Here is a 24719-nt window from a genome sequence, read left to right on the forward strand (position 1 = left end):
GTAAGGGCTTACTCAAAACTCGTTTTCCGGCGGTTCATTTTCTTCAATGATGCTTTTCTCTTGTTATCGAGCCTTGCGGCGATAGCTGCTTTAGAAGGTTTGCTCTTTTTACGCTTCTTTGGTTGGTGCAGCGCCCTGGTCAGGATATCGGCCAGCTTATCCAAAGCTATCTCTTTGTTGAGATACTGACTGCGCTCCTCATCGCATACGATCTGTAAAAGGCCATCTTTATTTAACCGCGATTGCAGCTTGCCAAGCAAAAGGGCCTTCTCTTCATCAGTAAAAACATCGCTGTCGCTGATGGAAAATAACAGTTCGACCTTGGTTGATACCTTGTTCACATTCTGCCCGCCCGCGCCACCGCTCCGCGAGGTTTTGTATTGGATATTTCTTTGCAGATCGGCTTTAGTAAAGTTCATTTGGTTGCGTATCTTCGTGCCTGTATGAGTAATAATATCGTAGTTGCCATTGATGGATATTCGTCGTGCGGTAAAAGCACCATTGCCAAAGCTTTAGCTAAAAAACTTCACTTTATTTACATCGATAGCGGTGCGATGTACCGCGCGGTAACTCTCTATTTTTTGCGCAATAATATCGATTTAAACGATAGCGGCCAAGTTTCCGAAGCGCTCAAAAACATACATCTCAACTTCCACTCGCGCGATTACCAGACCCACATTATGCTCAACGACGAGGAAGTGTCTGACGAAATACGCCAGATGCCGGTATCCGAAAATGTGAGCGCCGTATCGGCCATACATGCCGTGCGCGTGGAGATGGTAAAGCAGCAGCAGCGCATGGGCAAATCAAAAAACATTATTATGGATGGCCGCGATATCGGTACCGTAGTATTCCCGGATGCACAGGTAAAACTGTTTATGACAGCCGACCCTAAAGTTCGCGCCGAGCGCCGTTTCAAGGAGCTGACAGACAAAAACCCGGATCTTACTCTCGAAGAAGTTTTCGAGAACCTCGCCCACCGCGATTACGCCGATACCACGCGCAAAGAAAGCCCCCTAACCCGCGCACACGATGCGATCATCTTAGATAATACCGACCTGACGCCCGATGAGCAGTTGCAGTTTGCGATTGATAAGATAACACCGTTTTTAAAGGAGGCATAATAACTATTTTACCCCGATCTGTAGACCAGGGTAAATAATAATTAAATCAAAGCGAACTTTTATCCAGTGCCTGGCTGATATCGGCAATAATATCATCAACTTTTTCCAAACCTACCGAAATACGGATCAGGCCAGGAGTAATACCCACGGCAGCACGTTCCTCATCAGTGAGTTTGCTGTGCGTGGTACTTGCCGGGTGCGAGGCTATACTGCGGGTATCGCCCAGATTGGCGGTTACTGACAGCATTTGCAGGGCGTTCAAAAATTTACGGCCTGCTTCTACCCCGCCCTTTACTTCAAGGCAAAACACGCCGCCGCCGCCGCTCATTTGTTTTTTGGCAATATCGTATTGCGGGTGCCCTTTCAAAAAGGGATATTTCACCAAACTTACATTCGGGTGGCTTTGCAAGGCTTCGGCAGCTTTGTAGGCATTTTCGCAATGGCGCTGCATGCGTACCTCTAAAGTCTCCAGGCTTTTGCTTAGTACCCAGGCATTAAAGGCCGATAATGTCGGCCCGGTAACACGGCAAAACAGGTAGATCTCGCGGATCAGGTCGGCACGGCCAACCACTACCCCGCCCAGCACACGGCCCTGCCCGTCGATCCATTTGGTGGCCGAATGCACCACCAGGTCGGCGCCAAACTCAATAGGGCGCTGCAGCACCGGCGTGGCAAAGCAGTTATCCACGTTGAAGATCAGGTTATGCTTTTTAGTGAATTTACCAACCCACTCCAGGTCGAGCACTTCTAACTGCGGGTTAGTTGGTGTTTCAAGGTATACCATTTTGGTATTGGGCTGCACGGCAGCTTCCCATGCGGCATGGTCGCCGGCAGGCACCATAGTATAGGTAATGCCGAAATTCGGCATGTATTTTTTAATAAAGGTATTGGTGTTGCCAAATATCGAGCTGCTCACGATCATGTGATCGCCGTTTTTGAGCAGCGACATGATCGACCCTACCACGGCACTCATCCCACTCGCAGTCGAGAAACCGGCTTCGGCGCCTTCCAAGGCTACCATTTTGGCGGTAAACTCATCCACGTTAGGGTTGCTGAAGCGGCTATAAATATTATCGTCCGATTCTTCGGCGAAAGCCGCGCGCATCGACTCGGCATCATCAAAAACAAAACTGCTGGTTAAATAAACCGGCGTAGAGTGCTCGCCTTGCTGTGTGCGTGGGGTTTGTATGCGTACCGCCTGGGTTATGGGGTCTAATTTGCTCGACATTATAAAAGAGGATATTGTAGATAAAAAACGCAATTAATTAAGCCGTCGGGTGCACAAATACTTTGTATTTGATCTGCGTTCCCGAACCTGATAAAGTAGCTGCGACCGAGCAGTACTTGTTTACCGATAATTCAACAGCACGTTCGGCCTTGTCCTGGTCGACATTACCATAAATATGGAAATCGATAGACACATCTTTCCAAAGCGATGGTTCTTTGCCCGTCTCACGGTCGCCATTCACTACCATCTTGTAATCGGTAACATCCTGGCGCTGTTTTTTCAGGATACTGATCACGTCGATACCGCTGCAACCGGCCAGGCCCATCAGCAACATCTGCATAGGTCGCACGCCGAAGTTTTCGCCGCCGCTTTCGGGGCTGCTGTCCATCCGTACGCTGTGACCGTTCTCGTCCTTCGCCTCAAAACCAAAATCGCCATGCAGGCGTGCCAATTCAATAGTAGCCATTGTCTATGTAATAAGTCGCAAATTTAGCTTTTTTGCCCGAAATTGAAAGCGGGTAAATGTTTGAGAGATGTAATGTTTTGAGGCGGGGTTAGCTGGAAAGTTTGAAGGTTGAAATGTTGTGAGGTTGTTTCGCGTAAGGCATTTATAAAATAAAATCAAGTCATGCTAAACTTGTTTCAGCACCCCACAGAACAGAAACCTTTGCAAAGTTTTTTGACTTTCGAATTTTTCCTTTTGACTTAATCTGGCCAACGCCTGCTCCGGGCCGCGCTTTCCCTGCCCGTCCGGCAGGCGGGCGCTCATACTGCACAAGGCATTAGCCACAGCCTGCGCTGATCCCATCGAAGGACCGGTATCCCTGCCTGCCGGCAGGCAGGCGCTTCAATCTAACGCAGACTTATCTTTACACAAATCAGTTATTCTCCCGCCATCGTCGGTGTCCTCACCGACGATTTCTCCTCACTATCATAACCCATGGTATTTCCAATTATTGATTCTTGACTTGTGGCACATGGGTAAATATGGGTATTTTTATATTGTTTTTTTAACAAATCTACCCATATTAAGTTTAAACAAGGTTTTTGATAGTTGAACACCCATCAAACACATGGGTATGGCATGGGTATTCATGGGTATTCATGGGTATACCCAACTTTCAAATTTAAACTTCAAACAAACGGCATTTAGCTTCTCACTAAACATACAATATACGCATAAATAGCGAATTATTCAAATAAACGGCCCTCAATATACTACGCTTTAGCATTCACCTCAACCGGCATAACCTCAATGAAAATATTTTTTATTTTTTTGAAACCTTAGCTGCAACCCTTCGTACAAGTGGTTGTAGAGTTTGTTTCAAATATTATTTTAGTTAGGGTTTAGTCCCCTGTTTTCGGTTGAAGGCAGGGGATTTTTGTTGATGTTACCCGGTAGCAAGTTTATGCACAAAAGCAACTTTGGGGTCGCTCAGGTCCCACTTGTTTAGCTCTTTATTGATCAATTCAGTATGCTTTTTACCGATATCGCGTAAAGCATTACCCACCGATTTACGTACATATTCACTATCGTGCGCACGCAACCTGGCGATAAGTTTGATGGCTTCCTGTGGTTTGCTTTTAAAATATGGCCGGCCCGTCCAGATACGCAAGCCTTCAACAACCGCGCGGTTGAGGTTGTGGTGCCGGTGCCCGAGCCATAATTTTATCTCGGGCAACGCTGTTTCATAACCTGTATCTTTACAATACTGATCGAACGCTTTAGCCAGCATTTCCTGTACGCGCCAATTGGCGTCATTAGCTACGTTGGTTTTAAGCAAAGCCAGCGCGGCAGTATTGCCAGCAGACAGTTTCCCTAATAAATAAACGCCCAGCATGCGTGCCTGGTAGGCCTTATGGTTGATGAGGCTCCCGGCAATCTGCAAATGTGGCAATGTATCATCGGCAAGCAGTTTGTCTCCTGCTTCAACAATATGCTTAAACCCGTGCTCGGTTTGGGTTAGCCGGTCAATAATTAAATTAAGTTCTGTCAAAGTTTTTCAAAGGTAATGGCTTGGGTGCCCTCCTTCCAAATACGCTCGCCCAAACTTTTCAGCAGGTGCAGGTCGCCCTCAAAAACTTTGGCAAATATGTTACAGCAATCGAGGCCCTTACCTTCGCCATAATATATGCCCATACAGTTAATGGTTTTGGTGCGGAGCGCTTTCAGCGGGCCATAAACCACCTCGCCCGGCTCCGTAAATACCGAAGCGTTCTCCTGGATCACATTCAGCGGCGGGGCATCATCGATCCAGATCTCCTGGCCCGATACCCGGGCGTGCATAAACGCGCGGGTAAATGGCAGCAAAGCATCAAAAGCTTTAGCTGTGAGAGGCGCACCGGCATCATAAGAAAAACGGATGATTGCGCCATCCGCTGTTTTAAGTATAAATCCTGTCATGTTTCGTTTCACTACTCAAATCGCTAATATCGGCTCAACAAATTAATACAGGCATGTGAAAATCATTCCATCTTTAAAAATGCACTCCCGCTGTCACCGTAAAAATATCATTATTGATCTTTTGTTCATCAGTGAAATAGGACTTTAGCATAAAGTTGGTTACACCCAGATTCAGGTAAATAGGCAACGCGTGCTGCGGAAACATGTATCCAACGCCTATATGCGATGTATTTAAAACGATATCATCAAACACGTTATTATCTTTAAAATTATGACCTATCGCGGTATCAAAATAGAAACCCTTCAAAACCAATGATTCTTTTTTGCTAATGCTTTGTATCAGTCGTGCAGGAAACCAGATGAGTTGAGCTCTTACGGAAAACATCTGAAGGTCGCCCTGCCCTGATCTTGTCGAGATTGAGTTTACCGATAAATCAGGGCCTAAATTGAATGACGGCGACAAGCGCCACATATATCCGGCATTTATACCAAACCCGTTTTGATAAATCGATTTTTGAGAGCCAAACATACTGCTTACACCGGCCTCAAAAAAGTTGACATTTTGTTGAGCGGCGAGTCTCGTACTCGCCGCTAAGAAATAAAGAAAAAAAACTAAAGTTATTTTAGTACGCATAGACTATATTATATATTGTCAAAGTTGGCAATGTCTGCATATGGATTATATAGTCCCCAACCGACTAACACTTTATTGACAGCATTTGACACCGAAAATGCTGCTGCTATCCCAGCTATCATCCCAGCTCCTTCTCCCCAATCCGCAACAAATAATGCGGCTCCCAAAATTGCCCCACCAACAACGGCACCAACAAAAACAGTAGTTTTAACTACCAATGTTACAACCGGGGCTAATATATTTTGTTTAATCCATGAAAAAAAGCCATTTATCCTAATCTTTGATTTAAGAGCAGCTTGGACTTGCATCAGCTGTGTAGCAAATGCCGGACCAACATTATTAACAATTTGATCGTTAGCACTTAATAGTGCCACACAATACGCCGAACGTTCGTCATCAGTCATACTAACAGTTTGCGCATATCCAGTGTGTGCTATTAATGCATTTGAAATCGAATTAATATAGGTCGAACCGTCGTCTACGTTTAGATCGGTACTGTCTGCCTGGTATCTTTGTCTTAAATAGTTTACAGAAATGGTATCAATATCCGCATTTAAGCTCTGCATTGCATTTGTTACATTAACTGATGGATTATATGCCTGCGTCATAGCATTTGATACCTGATCATTAACCGTGCTAAGATCATCTATAGTAAAATCATCCGGAAGAGCTACGTTGGATACTCTCAATGTTTCTGTGCCGTTTGCGGTGCCATTGGTTACTATTTTTAGGACGATATTGTTAAATTTCGCTTGAATAGGTTTAAAAACTTTTTTAATATACAAATCACCATATTTTTCTCTTAGAAATTCTTTAAAACTACTATCCTTAGACACTGAAGCTTCAGAATTGGTCTTATTAGAGCTTTGAAGCTGAGTATTTTTGTAGTCTTTTATACTACTAAGAATATCTTTGCTTATTTGATCTACAACTTGTTTGTGATCACTCGTTTTACTGTCGACAGTATTGTCTTTTTTGCACGAAAATAAGGCCATCGATAAGAAGCCTAAAAGGATTATTTTTTTCATATTTATAAATTGATTATAATTAATCAAACATATATAAATATATTAAATAAAAAATATTTTTATTTCTTCAAACCGTCAGTAAAAAATCGGTTCTTTTTATCCGATGCGAATTTATCCTTGTTAAACTCTTTCGATTGTCCTTTCGGGATAGTTAACGACTGCCACGGGTCGTCCGAGATCATTTTAGCGGCGAACACGATTTGCCCTACGTGGTATGGGATATGCGCCAGCTGGCGGTTTATCGCCTCGATCACCGTATGGCCTTCGTTGCGGATGTAAACGGTTTTTAGCAGATCCCCGGCGGTAAGCGGGTCGATGGCGCTGAACAGGGCTTCCCATCCTTTTTCCCAAAGCGCCAGCATATCGGCTTTGCTCATGTCTTCGCCTTCAAACTCATCGTCCCGGTCGCGGGTGGGTTTTTCACCGTCGGAGGTTAAAAAATCCGTCCACCGCGAAATGGAATTACCGGCAATATGCTTTACAACAACCAAAATGCTGTTCGAATCGGCATTATACCGCCAGTGGATGCCTCGTTCATCCACCTGGGCCATAGCCTTATCGCCCACCGATTTATAATAACGAAATAGTTTTCTTACCGTATCGAGATAATTGGTGCTAATGTCTTCCATAGGTTAAATCATTGATTAGGTGTATCGTCCGCAATCTCAACATAATAGCCGTCCAGGTCGCGCAGGGCAAACTCTTTCCGGCCCGAAGCGGGATTAAGCCGCGGAACTTCTTCTATTACGGCGTACAGCTCGCGGGCGTTGTCCCACACCTCGTTAAAATTATTTACCCTAAAGTACAGTATCAACCCGTTACCTTTTTTGCTGTCGGGGCTAACCAGTGTCGAGTGTTCGTGCACGCCCCATTTCTGCAGGCATAAAATCGGCGTACCATCCTGCTTATCAACCAGTATCTCGAAATTATTGCCCCCGTGGGTAGTCGTACAATCCAAAAGGGTCATATACCATTCGGCGCTTTTCGGCACATTTTTCACGCCGATTATTACTTCAGTTCTGATCATTTTATCTGGTATAATACATCGAAGTTAAAAATTCTAACAATGCAATCTCGTTTTGTTACCGGTATGTTTCTTCTATTAAAACGATGCTACATTTTGCGGAGTAACATAAAATATCATTTCTCCATCCTGGCCCGATATCACACATTCAATGTCTTTCCGGGCATAGATTATCGACTTTGCAAATTGCAAGGCTTTGTCTTTGTCATCGAATATGGTGTAGATCTCCTGGTCGGCTTTAACTGCTTCTTTAAACAGTTCATCAAGCACATGGCCTGTTTTAAAATCGGCCCTCAGCAAAGTAACCTGCCCTTCCTTTAACTCTGGGAACTTCTCCATGACATCAATCTATTTAATTCTGTCGGTCAACCTGATCACCAGTTTCAGCCCGCTCCACACCTCGTCTACCGCGCAAACTTTAACATCCACCAGGCCGGTTTCCAGCGCATAATCGCGAATGATGTTTTCGGTAAGATCGGTGGGGACTTTCGATGCCTTTTTGGGCCACGATACCCAGATCATGCCGTTCTGGACGATCTGCTCTTTCAGCACCGGTAGCTTATCAAAATACTCATCCTTGTGCCGCACGAAAAAATGGATCATGTTTTTCAGTTCGTCGGGGTAATGCGTAAACACCACATCAGGCGGCATATCGCTGAACAGGTTGAGGTAATGATCGGGCGCGTTGATCAATTCGATCTTAAACTCCGGTTTGATGCCTAATTTTTTGGCCAGCGGCGTGCCTGAGTATCCTGCAGTTTGCATAATCTAAATAGTAATGATCTGTTTTAAATGATGTTCCAAATGCGCCACGTAGTCGTTGGCCAAAAACTCAACGGTATGTAAATTTACTTCTTGCTTACCGGTGTCGCAAGTATTTTGCAGCATTTGTTGCGGATAGTTTTTCAGAACGGTACTTATCTGTTTGTTGAGTAACCGCCAGAGTGTGAGCAGGTCATCTATCTTTGCTTCGTGGTAATGCTGTGCCGAAACCCATTCGTTTTGTGCATATACCAGTTTAAAATTTTGCTCGTAGGTGCAGCGTACAAAACGGTGCAGGTTATTGGTAGCGCTATCGATCAAATGCCCGATGATCTCTTTTTTCGACCATTTGTCCGCAGCAGGTTTGCGTTCCCAATCGATATCATTAGTGATCATCCATATCAAAAAGTCCTGTACCAACTGGTCGATATTTTCGGCTGCTTTTTCCATCAACGCAAATTATACATTTATATTTACACCTTTAACATTTACCGATGCCGATCGATCACAACACCTATCGCGATACAAACTTTACCAATCGCTTCATCACTCATGCGGATTTGCAGGCAAAAATAAATGCGCTTACCGCAGATGGCATTTTTAAGGTACGGCAGGCTGGATTATCAGCTCAGGGTCGCACTATTTATCATCTGAGCATCGGTACGGGCAAAACTGATATTTTGCTCTGGAGCCAGATGCACGGCGATGAATCGACGGCTACTCTGGCTCTGCTCGATCTGTTTAACTTTTTTAGCGCTGACGATGAGCATAACGGCATCCGGAAGCAGATATTGGATAATTGTACGCTCCACTTTATCCCGATGCTTAACCCCGACGGCGCTGAGATGTTCACCCGCCGCAATGCACAGGGCATCGATATTAACCGTGATTTTTTAGCGGAGCAAAGTCCCGAAGGACGGATACTGAAACAAATACAGCAGCAACTTCAACCGGAGTTCGGCTTTAACCTGCACGATCAGGGTCCGCTATGGTCGGTAACCGGGAGCCGCAAACCTGCACCCATCGCCTTACTCGCCCCTCCTGCCGACGACCGGGCAAGCGTCACCCCGTCACGCCTAAAAGCAATTAAGGTAGTAACGGCGATCAATAACTTTTTACAGGAGCAAATACCCGGACAGATAGGCCGCTGGGATGATACCTTTGAACCCCGCGCCTTTGGCGATAACTTTCAGCGCCTGGGCATGGCTACCGTCCTCATCGAAGCGGGCGGGTACGCCGGCGATCCCGAAAGGCAATTTGTACGTAAACTCAATTTTGATGGTATCCTGTTTGCTTTGCGGCAGATTGCCTCCGGTGATTATCAAAATCAAAGTACCGACGATTATTACCGCATCCCGCAGAACAACAAAGAGATATTTCATATCCTCATCCGTAATTGCCAACTGCAAACACCCGGCGGTGTGATCTCGGCCGATATCGGCCTCAATTACTCAGAGCAGTTAGATTTGCCGAATCAAACCAGTATGCTAATTTATTCCATTGCCGATATCGGCGACCTGAGCACCTGGGGCGCATATGAATATATTGACGCCAGCGGAGCTTTAGTCTCTGGTACTTTAGCTATTGACTACCGGGCCGATTTTACACTAAAAAGCCCGGCAGGTACACCGATTTGTTTTGAAAATGGTATAATTGTTTATAAAAACAATTAACTTCATCGCTTAATTTTTTTGCATGGCCTTAAATTATATCTGGGTAGCCTTTTTCCTGATCGCATTTGTAATTGCGCTGTGCAAACTGATATTTTTAGGGGATACCAACTCTTTTAACGTATTGGTTGATGCGCTTTTCGCAACGAGTAAATCGTCGGTGATGGAAATTGCCTTACCTTTGGCCGGCACCATGACGCTATGGCTTGGCTTTATGAAAATTGGCGAAAGAGCCGGAGCCATCAATTTTTTATCGCGTATCGTAGGGCCTTTTTTTCACCGCCTCTTCCCCGAAGTACCAAAAGATCATCCCGCAACCGGCAATATGATGATGAATTTTTCGGCCAATTTATTGGGACTGGATAACGCGGCAACGCCGATGGGCTTAAAAGCGATGCAAAGCTTACAGGAGCTTAACCCGAGTAAAGAAACGGCTTCGAACGCTCAGATCATGTTTTTGGTGCTGCATACTTCCGGGTTAACCATTTTACCCATCAGTATCATAGCGCAACGTGCAATACAAGGCGCCCATGATCCTACCGATATTTTTATCCCATGTATCATTGCAACCTATGTGGCAACCATTGTAGGTATCCTTGGCGTTTCCATCAAACAAAAGATCAATCTCTGGGATAAGGTGATTATCAGCTGGCTGTTGGGCCTGACAGCTTTTATAGGCGGTATTGTTTTTTACTTTACTTACTTTTTAACTAAAGCCCAGATAAGCGAGGTATCTAAGATAACCAGTAACTTATTGGTGTTTGCGATACCGGTTATTTTCATCCTGGGCGCTGTGCGCAAAAAAGTAAATGTTTTCGAAGCATTTATTGATGGCGCAGTTGAAGGCTTTCCGACCATCATAAAAATTATACCATACCTGGTGGGTATGCTGGTCGGCATCGCTATCTTCCGCACCTCGGGAGCTTTGGATTATATCATACACGGGTTCAAATGGTTTTTCGGTTTGCTTCACCTCGACACACGTTTTTGTGATGCTTTACCGGTAGCTATTATTAAACCTTTAAGCGGTTCGGGTGCCAAGGGCATGATGATAAGCATTATGTCGCAACCACCTGTAGGTTTTGGAGTGGATAGCTTTGTAGGCAGGCTTGGCTGTATATTTAATGGTTCGGCTGATACTACTTTTTATATTGTTGCCTTGTATTTTGGTTCGGTGGGTATTAAAAACTCGAGGTACGCCATACCTGCAGGGCTTCTTGCCGACCTTGCCGGCGTAATAGCCGCCATATTTGTTGGATATTTATTTTTTGGATAAATCAATTAAGAAACTGATGAAATCATTATTATGCGCACTGTTAATTTTAGTGATGGCAACGCTTAACATTAAAGCCCAGCAGCCCCTGCAAAAGCTAAACCCCGAAACGCTTTGGCGCCTGGGCCGTTTTTCGGGTGCTACGCTAACTCCCGATGGTAAAAACATTTTGTATACGGTATCAACTTACAATATCGGCACCAATAAATCCGAACCTAATATTTTTAGTGTAGGTGTTGATGGCGGGCCATCGCAGCAGATCACTAACGAACCCGGCAGTAAAGCCATCTTAAAAATCGATCCGGCAACCGGCCGCATTACTTACTGGTACGATGGCCGCATCTGGCAGATGAACAGTGATGGCGGCAGCCTGGCCATGATTACCGTTAACCAGCAGGACGATTTCGACAATATCCGCATATCGCCCGATGGTAAAAAAATAATGTACACCCGCGATGTGCAGATAGCCAAAGTTTTAGGCAAGGATAAGTACAGCGACCTGCCCAAAGCAAACGCTTATGTCATCACTGATCTGAACTACCGCCACTGGGATACCTGGAACAGCGGCAAATGCTCGCATATTTTCTTAGCTGATTACGATAACGGCAAGATCAGCAACGAAAAGGACATTATGCACGGCGAAGCTTTCGATGTACCGCAAAAACCAAGCGGCGGCTTGGAAGACCTGATCTTCAGTCCGGACAGCAAACGCATTATTTACGTTTGCAAAAAAAAGGCAGGCAAGGATTATGCCCAGAGCACCAATACCAGCCTGTACCAATATAACATCGCCACCGACGAAACCCGCGATATTACCCAGGGCATGAACGGCTACGATACCGCACCGGCTTTCAGCAACGATGGTTCGCAACTGGCCTGGCTAAGCATGAAGGAAGATGGTTACGAGGCCGATAAGAATGATATTATCATCCGCGACTTAAAAACCGGTGCAAAATTCAACCTTACTGCGCAATGGGACGAAACCATCAGTTCGTTCGCCTTTAGCAAGGACGATTCGAAGATCTATTTCCTGGCAGTTGTGAACGGCACCGAGCAATTACACAGCGTAGATATCACCGGGAACCGCGCAGCAGCAGCATCAACCATCAAACAAATAACCAAAGGGCAGTGGGACGTGAGTTCCATCATCGGCCAATCGGGCACGAGCATGATCGTTACCCGTACCGATATGAACCATGCCGCCGAGGTCTACAGCGTTAACCTGAATACCGGCTCGATGCAAAAGCTAAGCGATATCAATGATAAAATTAACAATCGCCTTGCTCCCAGCCGTGTTGCCGAACGCCATATTAAAACAAGCGACGGTAAGGATATGCTGGCCTGGGTGATCTACCCGCCCGACTTCGACGCATCGAAAAAATACCCTACCCTGTTGTTTTGCCAGGGCGGGCCGCAATCGCCTTTATCGCAGGGCTATTCTTTCCGCTGGAATTTTCAGCTGATGGCCGCCAACGGGTATATCATCATCGCACCTAACCGCCGCGGTATGCCCGGCCACGGTGTAGAATGGAACCGCGAAATAAGCGGCGACTGGGGCGGGCAGGCCATACAGGATTACCTGAGCGCCATCGACGATATTTCCACAGAGCCTTATGTAGATAAAGAACGCCTGGGCTGCGTAGGTGCAAGTTACGGGGGTTATTCGGTTTATATGCTGGCCGGCGTGCATAACGGCAGGTTTAAAACTTTTATTGCCCATGATGGCTTGTTCGACCTTAAAAGCTGGTATGGTACTACCGAAGAGCTGTGGTTTGCCAATAAAGATATCGGCGGCAATTACTGGGATAAGATGAACGCCAAGGCCCAAAAATCGTACAGCAAATTTAACCCGAGCAACTACGTGGATAAATGGAACACGCCGATCATGATCATCCAGGGCGGCAAAGATTACCGCGTACCGATAGAGCAGGGTTTACAAGCTTTCCAGGCGGCACAATTGAGAGGGATTAAATCGAAATTACTGTACCTGCCCGATGAGAACCACTGGGTGCTGAAACCACAGAACGCTTTGGTTTGGCAGCGCGAGTTTTTTGATTGGCTGAAGGAAACATTATAGAAATTTCCCAACATGTCATTGCGAGGTACTAAGCAATCGCACAGATGCAAGGCTGATATGCACAACAAGAGATTGCCGCGCTGCGCTCGCAATGATATGGCGTAATATAAAACACCGTGAACCTCCTTAACAAAATCAATTCCTGTACCTCGCATATTTCGGACGAGTTGTTGCCGAAACAAAAAACCGTTCATAACTCGGTATTTTTTCACCGGGATAATTATTGCCTGCTGGAGCTGCTGCCCGTACAAAATCTGCTAACCAAACAACCCGAACCAGGCGAAATTGATGAGCATGCCGGCAAGGATTTTACCGGGAATGGTTTTTTAAATTGTGCCTGCCGCGAAGATGCAACTTATCCGTTATCGAACCTGGATATTGATAAAAAGGAGTTTAAAGCGCTCATTGCAACAGAAAGCCTCTTTTTTTTTGATACGGTTTATACCAGCGACTCTGCTGATCGCGAATTGGTTAAAGATACCCGTGGCTTTGGTTTTGAGAACTATGTTTTGTATTATACTTTCAAAGAGGACACCATAATTACCTGCTGGCTGGATTATAACCCCATAGCCGAAACCTTAAATAATTATCCCGAAAAACTGCAGCATACTTTGCTTAAACTCGGCCATGCCTACGGCCTGGTACTGATCGACTGGAACGAGTGCTTCACGGTTAACCTGGCCAACAGGCACGCTTTATCCGATTATACGAAAGAGGCCTTGTAAAAGGCTTCGTCTGCCCGCCATAAGTTTTGATTTTAACTTTTGACTTAAGTTACATCAACTCCCTATCCTTCTTTTCGCGGTAAGCCTTATTGGCGATATAGAACAAAACAGCAGCAGGCACCAGATCGTAAAACGATGATAGGTGCATGGCCGGGTAATCCAGCCAGATATCGTAAATACTGATACCCAGCAGTACAAAGCCTGCGATGATATAGAGGTACAGATAGCTTGTCTTCACTTTACGAATTTAAACTTATTTAACAGTTTATCCGCAATTTAGTTCTCCATGAACTTTCGCCGCATTCGTGCTCTGCCACAAAAAAATAAACAAGAACGAAAAAATTAACTATAACTATTTTCTTTTTCCTCACGTATAAGCACTCACCTGGTTAATGATGATTGGACAAACACGACCAGTGTAAAACGAAAAGGATGATGAAAAGGAGATTTTTACTGCTGTTTAGCTTGTTATTTGCCGGCATTGCCGCAAACGCCCAGGACCACATCTACTCACAATTTTTTAATGCGCCAATTTACCTTAACCCTGCCCTTACCGGCCAGTTTGACGGCGACCTGCGTGTAAATATGATATACCGCAACCAATGGAGCGCCGTTGGTAAATTAAATTATTTAAATGCTTCTATCGATTATAACCTGCCACAGTTTGGCGGCGGCGTTGGCCTGATGCTTAACCGCAGCAACGAAGGCACGGCTTATTTTGTACAAAACAGCGCAGCTTTAACTTATGCGTATAGTGTAGGTGGCGAAGGTTATGTATTGTCGTTCGGTTTGCAGGCCGGTGTGGCTAACCGTCAGATCGACTTCAGCAAACTGATTTTTGCCGACCAGATTGATCCCACCTCGGGTTATATTCCGGGATCGGCAACCTCGGCCGAAGCGCCTGCTTTCAACAGCAAATACTATTTCGACTCGGGTGCAGGTATCAACCTGGTTGCGGGTAATTTTATGGGCGGCGCTACTTTGCAGCACTTAAACCGGCCCGATCAGTCGTTTACCGGCACCCCTTCAAATCTGGCCATGCGGGCGGCTTTGCATTTAAGCTATAAATTAGGTTTAGACCCATACGATAACGGCGACGAAGCCGATAGATCATATGTGATACCATCAGTGGTGATGTATAAACAAGCCGACGCCAGTACTATGAGCTTCGGCGCCGAATACAAGCGCCGCGGCGTAAGTGCCGGCCTTTGGTACCGTACCGATGGCCAGGGCAGCCCGAACGCCGTGGTGGTATCCTTAGTGTTCGACCTGTTTTTGCATAAAGATACCGGCGAGAAGTTTCGCCTCGGTGTGAGCCACGATGCCTCAATATCAAAAATGGGCTACTCGAACACCAGCGGCACAAGCGAGGGCAGCGTAAGCTATCAAACCTCTTTCCCGGGCCGCGACAGCTTTAACAAGTTTGAAGGCACCAGCCGTTGTTATACCTTCTATTAAAATACTGTTTGCTGAGTTAATTTCTAAAGGCAGTCGCTATGCGACTGCTTTTGGTTTTCGCAGGATTTTGTACTTTTAGGCATGAGCTTAAACCAGGTACCTTCGGCCAGCGCGCAGGCGCATATTGGGCGCGAACATTATCAAACAACCATTACATCGGCCGGGCACACCCTTATTGCAGATGAACCTGAAACATCCATGGGTACCGACCTTGGTATGAGCCCCTACAGTTTGCTGCTGGCCAGCCTGGGCAGTTGTACAGCCATCACGCTGCGCATGTACGCCGACCGTAAAATGTGGGTAGTTGATGGTATTGAAGTTAAGCTTGACCTGTACCGTATCAATTCGGAGACGATCATCGAACGGGTTATATCTTTCAGCGGTAATTTAACTGATGAGCAGCGCAACAGGCTGCTGACCATCGCCAACTCGTGTCCGGTACACCAGATCCTGACAGGAAATATCGACATTAAAACCCGTTTAACAGGTGCATAAAAAAACCGCCATTGCGGGCGGTTCGGATATCTGCTTTGAAAATACGGGCAACCGTTTTTACGGGCGGTTATTCGTTGCATGTTGAGGCGTACTCAACATGGTAAATAAAATCGTCCTCGCATTTAAAGGTACCTGCGCTAAACCGTATTTTACGTCCCCAGTTTTCCCAGTACATCTCGTAAATTGTTTTCTCGCCAACGTCTTCAACTTCGATAAAGTAATTGTTAGCCAATTTGTACAATGTTTTTTGGAGTTTCATTTTTGGGATCAAATGAAATTTTTTTAAAGTTTCTGCCGATATTTTCATGATAGTAGTTTTTTAAAAATTTGCCAACAATAACAAATACACTCATAAAACACCGAGAGGTAGATGGTTGTTTTAATTTGTAATTCAAATTTAATAACAAAATTGAAAAACAACCAATCAAATCGCCTACTTATACGTCATATTTTATAGTTAAACGATAATTATTTAATCATTCCATCGCCAAATTTACAAATCACTGCGGCACCTGCGGCCAGGACAAGCAAATCCTCGAGTAAACCACCTGCCGCGTTACTCAATCTGCCCGGCTTAGTTATAATTTTGCGAAAATAAAAACTGGCAAATGTTGACGCTAAGGCGCAGGCGCCGCCAAGTATGAGCCCGGTAACGGCGTTACCCCTGTTAGCCTTGAGCAGTGCTGCGCTTGTAAACGCCCCTCCGGCTGCCCGCCCGGTTAAGCTCAATAGCTCGGTGCGGTTAGGTGTAAAGGGCATCTTGTCTCCAATGAGTTCGCCAATGGCTAACACGGCTAAAGTATTTGCTACTACAGGTTGTTGCAGATATTTAAATGGAAGGTGTGAGCACTGAAGCGTTTTTGACGGATTACGGCTTAACAAATAAGCAGCAGATGTAACACCCGCAAATGAGCGCGAGCCGCATAATGACGCTAACGCAAGGCTTTTAAATAACAGATAGTCGGGAAGTTTTGTCATACATAATTTAACATTACTTCCCAACTATTGTTAGCTGGCTATTTAATAAACTTTACTATGGCTGGCCCGGTATATTACGGCCAGCACGTTAAAAACAATGAGTACTATGATCAGATCAAGCACGGCTCAACCCTCCTTTCTATTAGGTAGATAATTGGTTTATTTGAATAAATATACTGCTATAACGGGGTTCGGCGGTGGTTTGTTTCCTGTGTAGTTTTCAACATTTAAACATTTATTAACTTATATCATTATCGCCGATTGCGACTTTATTATCAATACCCATAACTAACAGAAAAAAGTATAATATATGCCCTCCTTTGTAAAAGGATCTATACTAAAACATGAGATTTTCTACAAACAAGATATTTGTTAATTTATATTAAAAAAATTATTCATAACAGCAATATTACAATTAACTTACAAATTAAACCGGCCCTGCAATGCTCCGTTATTCACTTGTATATGTTAAAATATTTGCTCACACCATAGTTCCAATTGCTTTCTTAGGATACAAGGCGCATCGGTTTATGCAATAATTGTAGATGTTACATTTTAAAATATCCTACTGTTAATCAACAAAATAGCCAAAATACTGCAACAGGTTGCAAATTATTGCAAAAACATATTTAGCTTCACGGCACAAACACAAAGTGTTTGTTTTACACTTTGATAATTCATACTTTTAAATACGCTTTAATTTATTAAATATGATCATTATTGCCGACGGTGGCTCGACCAAAACCAACTGGTGTTTGATAACGGATGAAGGGAAAAAAGTTTACTTTAATACCGAGGGGTATAATCCCTATTTCTCGTCGAAAGAGTACATCACGCAGTCGTTAAAAGAAGGTTTGCCTACCGACCTGGAGATTGAGAACGTAACCGAGGTTAACTATTATGGGGCAGGCTGTTCTGTCGACGATAAGAAGAAGATCGTCGAAGAAGCCATGCAGGCTGTATTTGTAAAAGCCAAAGTTAACATCGGCCACGATTTGCTGGCTGCGGCTCGTGCTGTATTAGGCGTTAACGAAGGCTTTGCAGCTATTTTAGGTACCGGTACCAATACCTGTATTTACGATGGCAAAGACATTGTATATAATATTGATTCGCTGGCCTATATTTTAGGCGACGAAGGGAGTGGCTGCTACATCGGTAAAAAACTTCTGGGCGATTATGTACGTGGTTACATGCCCGAGGCTGTGCGCCAGGCTTTCTGGGATACCTATAAACTGACACCCGATGAGGTGATCGACAATGTATACACCAAACCTTTGGCTAACCGCTTCTGCGCAAGCTTCAGTAAATTTGTTTACGATAATACGGTGAACATCGAGTACAGCCGTAACCTGGTAAAAAGTTCGTTCGACGATTTCTTCCGCAACCTGGTGACGCATTATCCCGACTATCAGAAATATACCTTTAACTGCATAGGCTCGGTTGGTTATAACTTCCGCAACATACTGGAAGAAGTAGTTCTGGAAAACGGCATGGTGATGGGCAATATCATCCGCTCGCCTATTGATAACCTGGTAAAATACCATTTGGAACTGGCGCCGTCTAAATAAAACACCGTAATGCCGTTCAAAACAAAAAAGGAGGTTTAAAACCTCCTTTTTTGTTTAATCCTGTACCATTAAAGCTCAACTGTTGGAGCGCATGGCAAACTGCATAAAGTTACTGGTGAGGCCAAAATCTTCCGTACCCTTCCGACGGATAAAAAAGAAGTCGCGTTTGATCTTTAAGCCATCGATAGGCACTTCAACCAAATCGCCCTCGGCAAGCGCGCGCACAATAGATGGGCGCGGCATAAAACCAAGGCACTGATCGGCCAGCAGAAAATTCTTTAAAGCTTCAGTACCTCCAAGGCGAATCTTAACCGACAGGTCGGACGGCTTAATATTGTGCTCCTGTAAGGCTTTAGTAAGCGCATTAAGTGTCCCCGAACCCCGTTCGCGAAGGGCAAGCGGCGTTTTACGCAGTTCGGCAAGGGTAAGGCTGCGGCCCGCAAGCGGGCTTTTAGCCGAGCAAACAGGTATCACCTCATCGCTCATAAACGGCTGATATGATACGGTGGTCAGTTTATTTTCGACCTCAATAATACCGATATCCACTTCATGGTTAAGCAACGCGTTTAAGATATATTCGGAGTTACGGTTAACCAGTTGTACATCCACATCGGTAAACTCCCGCTGAAAGTTGGATAATATGGATGGCAGAATATATAAGGCTATAGTCGTACTGGCTCCCAAACGCAGATGGCCCGAAGCGTTTGAAACATTACTCAGGATGGAAAGATCATATTCAATCTCGCGCTGTATCTCGCTCGCTTTAAGCAAATGCTTATACAGGATGTTGCCGGCCTCGGTCATCGATATGCTGGCTCCCTTACGCTCAAACAGCGGAACCTTGTACATATCCTCCAGCAACTTAACATTTTTACTTACAGCAGGCTGGGTAATAAATAAAACCTGGGCTGCTTTTGAGAAACTCAAATTAGCGGCAACTTCTAAAAATACCTGGTGGGCAATTGAAAGCATTAGTTAAAGTTAATAGAATAATAATGCAAGATAGATATAAAAAAAACGCCCCGGATTATTCACTCCGGGGGCGTTAAAAAAAGGTGATTTTCGCTTATTTTTTTGCCGTCCAAATATTATTTGACGGGTTGTAATCGGGCAGCTTTCCATCGGGGTTATAAGTAACCGATTCGATGGCTTCGGTCGAAGGATATTTGAACGACCAGCTTACGTTACGTTCCCATATTTCGGCCGTAAAGTTTACACGGTCGGTTTTACCGCTAACGGTTTTGATCTCGAGCACGACAGGCATGGCCATTTTTTCGAGGTTATCGATGGTAATGATTGCGCCTTTTGAAGGGTCGCCGTCAACATACCTAACTGCGCGCACGGCAACATCCAGCTTCCAGGTATTTTCAAACCAACCGCGCCAGAACCATTGCAGGCTCTCGCCCGAAGCAGCTTCCATCGTACGGAAAAAGTCATCCGGCGACGGGTGTTTGAATGCCCAGCGGTTGATATAGGTTTTGAAGGCATAGTCAAAGCGCATCGGGCCCAGGATATTCTCGCGCAGCATTACCAAACCTGCACTTGGCTTACTGTAAAGTAAAGTACCGTTATTGGCTTCCTTCAGGTTATCCGGGTTGCTCATTATCGGTTCTAACGGCGGGCTGGTATATGCGGCCCAGGTTCGGGCCATGCGCTCAGCAGGTGTCAATACCGGGCCATTGCCGCCGCCGAAACCACCGCCGCGGCCGCCACGGGCATAAGCGCCGTTACCGGCAAAAGCGGTAGACAAGGTATTGATAAAGGTGTTGAAGCCTTCGTCCATCCAGCCGTACAGGCGCTCGTTCGAGCCTACGATCATCGGGAACCAGGTGTGGCCAAACTCATGGTCGATAACGCCCCAGCCGCCGCCTAAGCTGCAGAATACAATACCCGGGTACTCCATACCGCCTGCTTTACCGGCAACACCGGTTGCATTAGGATATGGAAACTCAAACCATTTGTTCGAATTATACTCGATGGTAGCTTTGATCATTTCGGTCCCTCGGCTCCATTGGCCGCCGGCTCCCCTCCCGACCGGGCCGCCCTGGCCCGGTGCAGGCGCATTAGGGTCGGCAGCGCTCTCAACCGGGTAGGCTGATATCGCCATACATTTTTTACCGCTCGGCAAGTTGATACGCGCCGCATCGACAATAAATGCGGTAGAAGCGCCCCATGAAGCATCGCGGGCGTTTTTGATCTGGAAGTGCCAGGTCAGCTCGCTTTTACCGCTTGGGCGCGATGACGCCAGGCCGATTTCGGCAGCGCTGCGTATCATCACTGTTTTATCGCTCTGTGCAGCCTGTGCCCAGCGTTTCATTTGCTCGGGTGTATATACATCCTGCGGGTTTAACAACTGGCCCGAGCATACTACGATGTCTTTTGCAGGTGCGGTAATGTTGATATCAAAATCCCCGTATTCCAGGTAAAACTCACTTTCGCCGGTGTACGGCAAAGTGTTCCAACCCTGCAGGTCGTCGTACACACACATGCGGGGATACCATTGCGCTACCTGGAATATCTTGCCGTTTTTAGATTGGCCTGGTTTATTACCCTGCAGGATGATCCCCATACGGTCCGACCCATAATCGGGCGAAATGAACGAGTATTCTATCTTCAGCTTCAACTGACCTCCGTTGGCCGCCAGTTCTTTCGGCAGAAATACCTGCATCCGGGTATCGTCGATCAGGTATTCGACGGTAGTTTCGGTAGTTGCTTTACCACTAACCACATTCAGTATCTTTACCGATTTGATCTTGTAGCCAGCATCAAAAACCTGGCCCTGGCCCCAGTTACGGCTCGCCTGGTAAATAGTATTGCTTGCCGAATCGCGCACCAGAGGCACCTGCTTATTACCGCGCGAATCGAGCTTGAACAGGTTCTGATCCAACTGCATCCATATAAAACCAAGTTTTTGCGGACTGTTATTGGTATACGTCAGCACTTCGGTACCGGTAATGAGGTTGGTCGCTGTATCAATATGTGCGGTTAGGGCATAATCGGCACGGTTTTGCCAATATTTAGGCCCGGGCTGCCCATCAGCAGTGCGCACTTCGTTACCGTTTTTTGTGTAGAAGAACGGCTTCCAGAGTTCGTGGTAATCGTACTTGGTTGCAGGTACATTATCTTCCTGGAAAGGTGCCACACGCGGTCTTCTGAATCCGCCTGCTGCTCCGCCACGCTGGCGCGCACGGTTACCGGTATCAGTTCTGTTGGCAGGAGGTGTGGTTTGCGCTATGGCTACGTTTACAAAGCAAGCCAGTGCTAAACCCGAAATAAGTTTGTAATTCATTGTCCTAAGAATGATCAGTTAACTAAAATATTTCCTAAATATGAAGATATTTCAGCGATCTTTCTATTCGGTAAAATAAATGTTACTTAACCTTTTGCAAAATGCTTAGCGTAAACCGCTTCATCAAAACCGAAGAATAAAAAATCGCCGTCTTCGATCACCGGGCGTTTGATGATGCTTGTTTTTTCCTGAAGCAGATTAAAAGCGGCCTTTTCATTGGTAATACTTTCTTTTACTGCCGGCTCAAGACCTTTCCAGGTAAGGCCCTGTTTGTTCATCAGCTTTTCGTAGCCTGCTTTTTTGCTCCATTCGGCCAGTTTGCTTTCGCTGATGCCTGACTTCTTAAAATCATGAAACTCGTAGGCTACGTGGTTGGCTTTAAACCAGTCGAGTGCTTTTTTTACCGTGTTGCAATTGGTGATACCGTATACTTTCATGCAGCAAAAGTATCAATTTCCGGTAGGTTTAGCTGCACCGCCACCCTTGGTATCATCATTATTGATACCGCGCTGGTTTTGTTTGATATTGCTGTTGAGCTTGCCGAAACGGTAGTTTAAACGCACGGCAAAGCTGGCATAACGGTTACTATAAAAAGCATCCTGGCTGTAAGCGGTGGTATTGGTTGTGGAGTGCGATGTAAAATACTTGCTGTATGGATTGTTAGCCACGAGCGATATGGTACCTTTCTTTTTCAGCACATCGATACCGGCTACATATGAGTTATAGAGGTAATTGCCGTTACGTCCCTGCAGGTTAACATCGCCAATAAAATAACCGCCGTTAAAGCCCAGGCGGTAACCTTTATCAAACCGGTAGCCCACGTTCAAGAACGCGTTACCGCCGTAACCATCGTTGGCATAACCGGCTCCGTTGTAGGTGCCTTTCAGCCATACGTGCTGCACCTGTGCGTTCAGGCTCAGGTTAAGATTTTTGATGGTGCTCAGGTTAAAATTGAGGTTAAGCCCCAGGGTTTTGTTGGTACCCAGATTTTGAAAAGTTGTTGTGGTAATAGTATCGGTTTTACCGCCGGTGATCTGCGTGCTCGAAAAACTTACATTCTGGATCGAATTATTGGAGAAAGCATAGCTTAAACTCGCGGTAATGGCGTTCTTTTTGTAATTACTGTACGTAAGCTGGAAGGTATTATTCAGCTCGGGCTGCAGATCAGGGTTGCCGGTATTGATAAATTTAGGATTGGTTTTATCAACAAAGGGGTTCAACTGGTAAATACCCGGCCGTTGTATACGCTGTGTATAACCTAAAGTAATGCTGTTGCTTTTAAAGCTGTGCTGTACAGATATCGAAGGGATGACGTTGGTGTATGCGCGGTCAATGGCCCTGGCCCCCGCCGTCGAATCTGAATTGATCTGCGTATGCTCCAAACGTGCGCCTGCTTTGGCTGTCCACTTTTCCAGCTTCAGTTGGTACGAGTTGTAAGCGCTGTAAACATCCTGGTGATAGTTGAAATTACGCGATTGTACATTCAAACCATAATTATCGGTGCCCGGATTTTGATAGCCGGTTTCAAAATCGCTGTAATTATTGCGCAAAATGGTTTTACCACCGGCCTCCAGGTTCAGCTTTTTGCTGAGCGGCTGCACATAGTCCAGCTGGATGGTATGCTCTTTATTGCCCGCATCGTTATACTGCTGGTAATTCGACAGGCCGCTCTGCCCGATGATATTGGTAATTACATTGGTATTGAGCTGCGTATTGGGCGAGTAGCTGTATTTGTACGATAATGTCAGCAGTTGATCTTTGTTGTGTTTAAAGCCTAACTGATAGTTAAGGCTGGCATCCACGCCTTTAAAGGTATAATGCGCCAGGTTATCCAGGTTATATTGCTGTGATATCCGGCTCCCGTTAAAGGTGTTGGAAAATTGATTATTGGTTTGATCGTTCAGCCCGCCATAAAACTGGTACGATGCCGTGATCAGGTTCAGGGTATCTATCTCATAGCTCATTTCGGCATCGCCATAATGGTTGTTGCCGGTAAAATGATTGTTTGCATTTTGCACGATAGAGACCGGCGTACCGGTAAATACCTGCGTATTGCCATTAAAATTATCATTACTGCCGTTGCTGCCGTAACCGATGTATCCCGAAAGGCCGAACTTGCCTTGCTTAACAGTTGCGTTCAGGTTAACGCCCGGGCCGAATACCGAATTAAAGCGCGAATTGATACTGCCATTGTAGCCCTGGTCGGCATTCTTTTTAGTGATGATATTGATGATACCCGCCAAACCTTCGGCATCGTATTTGGCCGGCGGCGTGGTGATCACTTCTATCTTTTCGATATTGGTAGCCGGCATCGATTTCAATACATCCGATGGATTTTTGGCCATCAGGGCCGACTCTTTACCGTTAAGCAGTATTTTGTAATTGCCGTTGCCTTTCAGTTTGATGTTGTCGTTCGCATCGACCGACAGCAGCGGTACCTTGCGCATCATATCCAGCACGCTTTGGGCCTTGCTTTCCGGGTCGGCCTGTACATCGTACCCGATCCTGTCGACTTCCTGTTTGATCAGCGGTTTTGCTTCCACGATCGACACTTCTTTCAGCTGCCCCGTCGAAGGTGCCAGCAAAATATTCTTTACATCCACAACGCCATCCGCGGCATTGGGCAGGCTGATCAGTTTGGCCCGGTAACCCAGCGAAGTCACGGCAAGCTGGTATTTACCGGCAGTAACATTCGCGATATCAAAACTGCCGTTATCCGTAGTCAGGCCCGATTTAACAGGCACATTGCTGCCCGGAGCCTTGACGATCACGGTAACAAACGGCATTGGCTGGTTGGTGGCCGAATCGGTAACGATACCTTTGATCTCCATTTTAGCAACAGTTGTTTGTGCCAAAGTGCTTAAGCTAAAAAGGAAGATTAAGGAAAGGACGGGTAAGATATACTTCATAAAACGACCGGTGTTTGTTTTTTCAATTCTGATTAAAAGACATAGCAAAAATCAAATAGTTACCGTTTTTTAT

The 24719-nt window shown here is 45.6% G+C and carries 28 protein-coding genes; 8 read left to right on the forward strand and 20 right to left on the reverse strand.

Translation table 11 applies throughout. From position 1 onward, the window contains the following. Window positions 1-8: 8 nt before the first annotated feature. Complete coding sequence (arfB, locus tag BEL04_RS15140) at window positions 9-419, reverse strand: alternative ribosome rescue aminoacyl-tRNA hydrolase ArfB (RefSeq protein WP_066005534.1); 411 nt, start codon at window positions 417-419, stop codon at window positions 9-11. Window positions 420-443: 24 nt separating this feature from the next. Between arfB and cmk the strand changes: the two genes are divergently transcribed. Then, window positions 444-1124 carry a (d)CMP kinase gene (gene cmk / locus BEL04_RS15145; protein WP_066005536.1) on the forward strand — a complete coding sequence of 227 codons (681 nt, stop codon included), beginning with the start codon at window positions 444-446 and terminating at the stop codon, window positions 1122-1124. A gap of 46 nt (window positions 1125-1170) precedes the next feature. On the opposite strand, the gene BEL04_RS15150 is transcribed toward cmk, so the two are convergent. The 12 genes from BEL04_RS15150 to BEL04_RS15200 form a co-directional block, all read right to left on the reverse strand. After that, complete coding sequence (locus tag BEL04_RS15150; protein WP_066005538.1) at window positions 1171-2352, reverse strand: PLP-dependent aspartate aminotransferase family protein; 1182 nt, start codon at window positions 2350-2352, stop codon at window positions 1171-1173. Between the two features lie 37 nt (window positions 2353-2389). Next, complete coding sequence (locus BEL04_RS15155; protein WP_066005540.1) at window positions 2390-2818, reverse strand: OsmC family protein; 429 nt, start codon at window positions 2816-2818, stop codon at window positions 2390-2392. 165 nt (window positions 2819-2983) lie between these two features. Next, complete coding sequence (locus BEL04_RS24395) at window positions 2984-3160, reverse strand: hypothetical protein (RefSeq protein WP_175404091.1); 177 nt, start codon at window positions 3158-3160, stop codon at window positions 2984-2986. Window positions 3161-3743: 583 nt separating this feature from the next. Then, window positions 3744-4349, reverse strand: coding sequence for a DNA alkylation repair protein (locus tag BEL04_RS15160; protein ID WP_066005542.1), 606 nt, complete (start codon window positions 4347-4349; stop codon window positions 3744-3746). After that, window positions 4346-4756, reverse strand: a complete 411-nt coding sequence (locus BEL04_RS15165) for a DUF3830 family protein (RefSeq protein ID WP_066005545.1) — start codon at window positions 4754-4756, stop codon at window positions 4346-4348. The genes BEL04_RS15160 and BEL04_RS15165 overlap by 4 nt, the downstream gene beginning before the upstream one ends. A gap of 73 nt (window positions 4757-4829) precedes the next feature. Beyond that, the gene (locus tag BEL04_RS15170; protein WP_139113065.1) at window positions 4830-5390 is read right to left on the reverse strand and encodes a hypothetical protein; all 561 of its coding nucleotides are present in this window, start codon (window positions 5388-5390) and stop codon (window positions 4830-4832) included. 8 nt (window positions 5391-5398) lie between these two features. Beyond that, window positions 5399-6418: a hypothetical protein gene (locus tag BEL04_RS15175; protein ID WP_066005549.1), complete on the reverse strand. Its 1020-nt coding sequence runs from the start codon at window positions 6416-6418 to the stop codon at window positions 5399-5401. 59 nt (window positions 6419-6477) lie between these two features. Beyond that, window positions 6478-7047, reverse strand: a complete 570-nt coding sequence (locus BEL04_RS15180; RefSeq protein WP_066005550.1) for a DUF1572 family protein — start codon at window positions 7045-7047, stop codon at window positions 6478-6480. A gap of 8 nt (window positions 7048-7055) precedes the next feature. Next, window positions 7056-7445 carry a VOC family protein gene (locus BEL04_RS15185; protein WP_066005551.1) on the reverse strand — a complete coding sequence of 130 codons (390 nt, stop codon included), beginning with the start codon at window positions 7443-7445 and terminating at the stop codon, window positions 7056-7058. 75 nt (window positions 7446-7520) lie between these two features. Continuing rightward, window positions 7521-7781: a hypothetical protein gene (locus tag BEL04_RS15190; RefSeq protein WP_066005552.1), complete on the reverse strand. Its 261-nt coding sequence runs from the start codon at window positions 7779-7781 to the stop codon at window positions 7521-7523. 9 nt (window positions 7782-7790) lie between these two features. Beyond that, window positions 7791-8207 carry a DUF3052 family protein gene (locus tag BEL04_RS15195; RefSeq protein ID WP_066005555.1) on the reverse strand — a complete coding sequence of 139 codons (417 nt, stop codon included), beginning with the start codon at window positions 8205-8207 and terminating at the stop codon, window positions 7791-7793. 3 nt (window positions 8208-8210) lie between these two features. Then, window positions 8211-8654, reverse strand: coding sequence for a DinB family protein (locus BEL04_RS15200; protein ID WP_066005561.1), 444 nt, complete (start codon window positions 8652-8654; stop codon window positions 8211-8213). Between the two features lie 44 nt (window positions 8655-8698). Between BEL04_RS15200 and BEL04_RS15205 the strand changes: the two genes are divergently transcribed. From BEL04_RS15205 to BEL04_RS15220, 4 genes are all read left to right on the forward strand, one after another. Then, window positions 8699-9877 (forward strand): M14 family zinc carboxypeptidase, encoded by a 1179-nt coding sequence (locus BEL04_RS15205; RefSeq protein ID WP_066005564.1) that lies wholly within the window; start codon window positions 8699-8701, stop codon window positions 9875-9877. 22 nt (window positions 9878-9899) lie between these two features. Continuing rightward, window positions 9900-11150: a nucleoside recognition domain-containing protein gene (locus tag BEL04_RS15210; protein WP_066005566.1), complete on the forward strand. Its 1251-nt coding sequence runs from the start codon at window positions 9900-9902 to the stop codon at window positions 11148-11150. A 16-nt stretch (window positions 11151-11166) separates the two neighbouring features. After that, window positions 11167-13224 carry a S9 family peptidase gene (locus tag BEL04_RS15215; protein ID WP_066006234.1) on the forward strand — a complete coding sequence of 686 codons (2058 nt, stop codon included), beginning with the start codon at window positions 11167-11169 and terminating at the stop codon, window positions 13222-13224. Window positions 13225-13340: 116 nt separating this feature from the next. Next, window positions 13341-13949 (forward strand): hypothetical protein, encoded by a 609-nt coding sequence (locus BEL04_RS15220; protein WP_066005567.1) that lies wholly within the window; start codon window positions 13341-13343, stop codon window positions 13947-13949. Between the two features lie 49 nt (window positions 13950-13998). Here BEL04_RS15220 and BEL04_RS15225 read toward each other — a convergent pair whose 3' ends face one another. Further along, window positions 13999-14187 (reverse strand): hypothetical protein, encoded by a 189-nt coding sequence (locus tag BEL04_RS15225; RefSeq protein ID WP_066005568.1) that lies wholly within the window; start codon window positions 14185-14187, stop codon window positions 13999-14001. 194 nt (window positions 14188-14381) lie between these two features. Here BEL04_RS15225 and BEL04_RS15230 point away from each other — a divergent pair, with 194 nt between their 5' ends. Continuing rightward, window positions 14382-15407: a PorP/SprF family type IX secretion system membrane protein gene (locus tag BEL04_RS15230; RefSeq protein ID WP_066006235.1), complete on the forward strand. Its 1026-nt coding sequence runs from the start codon at window positions 14382-14384 to the stop codon at window positions 15405-15407. Between the two features lie 81 nt (window positions 15408-15488). Further along, on the forward strand, window positions 15489-15902 hold the full coding sequence (locus BEL04_RS15235; RefSeq protein ID WP_066005569.1) for an OsmC family protein: 414 nt from the start codon (window positions 15489-15491) through the stop codon (window positions 15900-15902). Window positions 15903-15969: 67 nt separating this feature from the next. Here the strand turns inward: BEL04_RS15235 and BEL04_RS15240 are convergent, their stop codons facing one another. Next, window positions 15970-16209, reverse strand: a complete 240-nt coding sequence (locus tag BEL04_RS15240) for a hypothetical protein (RefSeq protein WP_066005571.1) — start codon at window positions 16207-16209, stop codon at window positions 15970-15972. 161 nt (window positions 16210-16370) lie between these two features. Beyond that, entirely contained in the window at window positions 16371-16880 is a 510-nt protein-coding gene (locus BEL04_RS15245) for a DUF4126 family protein (RefSeq protein WP_066005574.1), read from the reverse strand. Between the two features lie 710 nt (window positions 16881-17590). Here BEL04_RS15245 and BEL04_RS15250 point away from each other — a divergent pair. Further along, window positions 17591-18448: a BadF/BadG/BcrA/BcrD ATPase family protein gene (locus tag BEL04_RS15250; protein WP_066005577.1), complete on the forward strand. Its 858-nt coding sequence runs from the start codon at window positions 17591-17593 to the stop codon at window positions 18446-18448. 75 nt (window positions 18449-18523) lie between these two features. Here the strand turns inward: BEL04_RS15250 and BEL04_RS15255 are convergent, their stop codons facing one another. From BEL04_RS15255 to BEL04_RS15270, 4 genes are all read right to left on the reverse strand, one after another. Beyond that, on the reverse strand, window positions 18524-19420 hold the full coding sequence (locus tag BEL04_RS15255; protein WP_066005583.1) for a LysR family transcriptional regulator: 897 nt from the start codon (window positions 19418-19420) through the stop codon (window positions 18524-18526). 94 nt (window positions 19421-19514) lie between these two features. Continuing rightward, window positions 19515-21737: a M1 family metallopeptidase gene (locus BEL04_RS15260; RefSeq protein WP_066005586.1), complete on the reverse strand. Its 2223-nt coding sequence runs from the start codon at window positions 21735-21737 to the stop codon at window positions 19515-19517. 86 nt (window positions 21738-21823) lie between these two features. Then, the gene (locus tag BEL04_RS15265; protein ID WP_066005588.1) at window positions 21824-22174 is read right to left on the reverse strand and encodes a Spx/MgsR family RNA polymerase-binding regulatory protein; all 351 of its coding nucleotides are present in this window, start codon (window positions 22172-22174) and stop codon (window positions 21824-21826) included. Between the two features lie 12 nt (window positions 22175-22186). Then, window positions 22187-24646, reverse strand: coding sequence for a TonB-dependent receptor domain-containing protein (locus BEL04_RS15270; RefSeq protein ID WP_066005590.1), 2460 nt, complete (start codon window positions 24644-24646; stop codon window positions 22187-22189). Window positions 24647-24719 lie beyond the last annotated feature (73 nt).

It is taken from the genome of Mucilaginibacter sp. PPCGB 2223, from assembly GCF_001705515.1.
In the GTDB taxonomy this organism is placed as follows: domain Bacteria; phylum Bacteroidota; class Bacteroidia; order Sphingobacteriales; family Sphingobacteriaceae; genus Mucilaginibacter.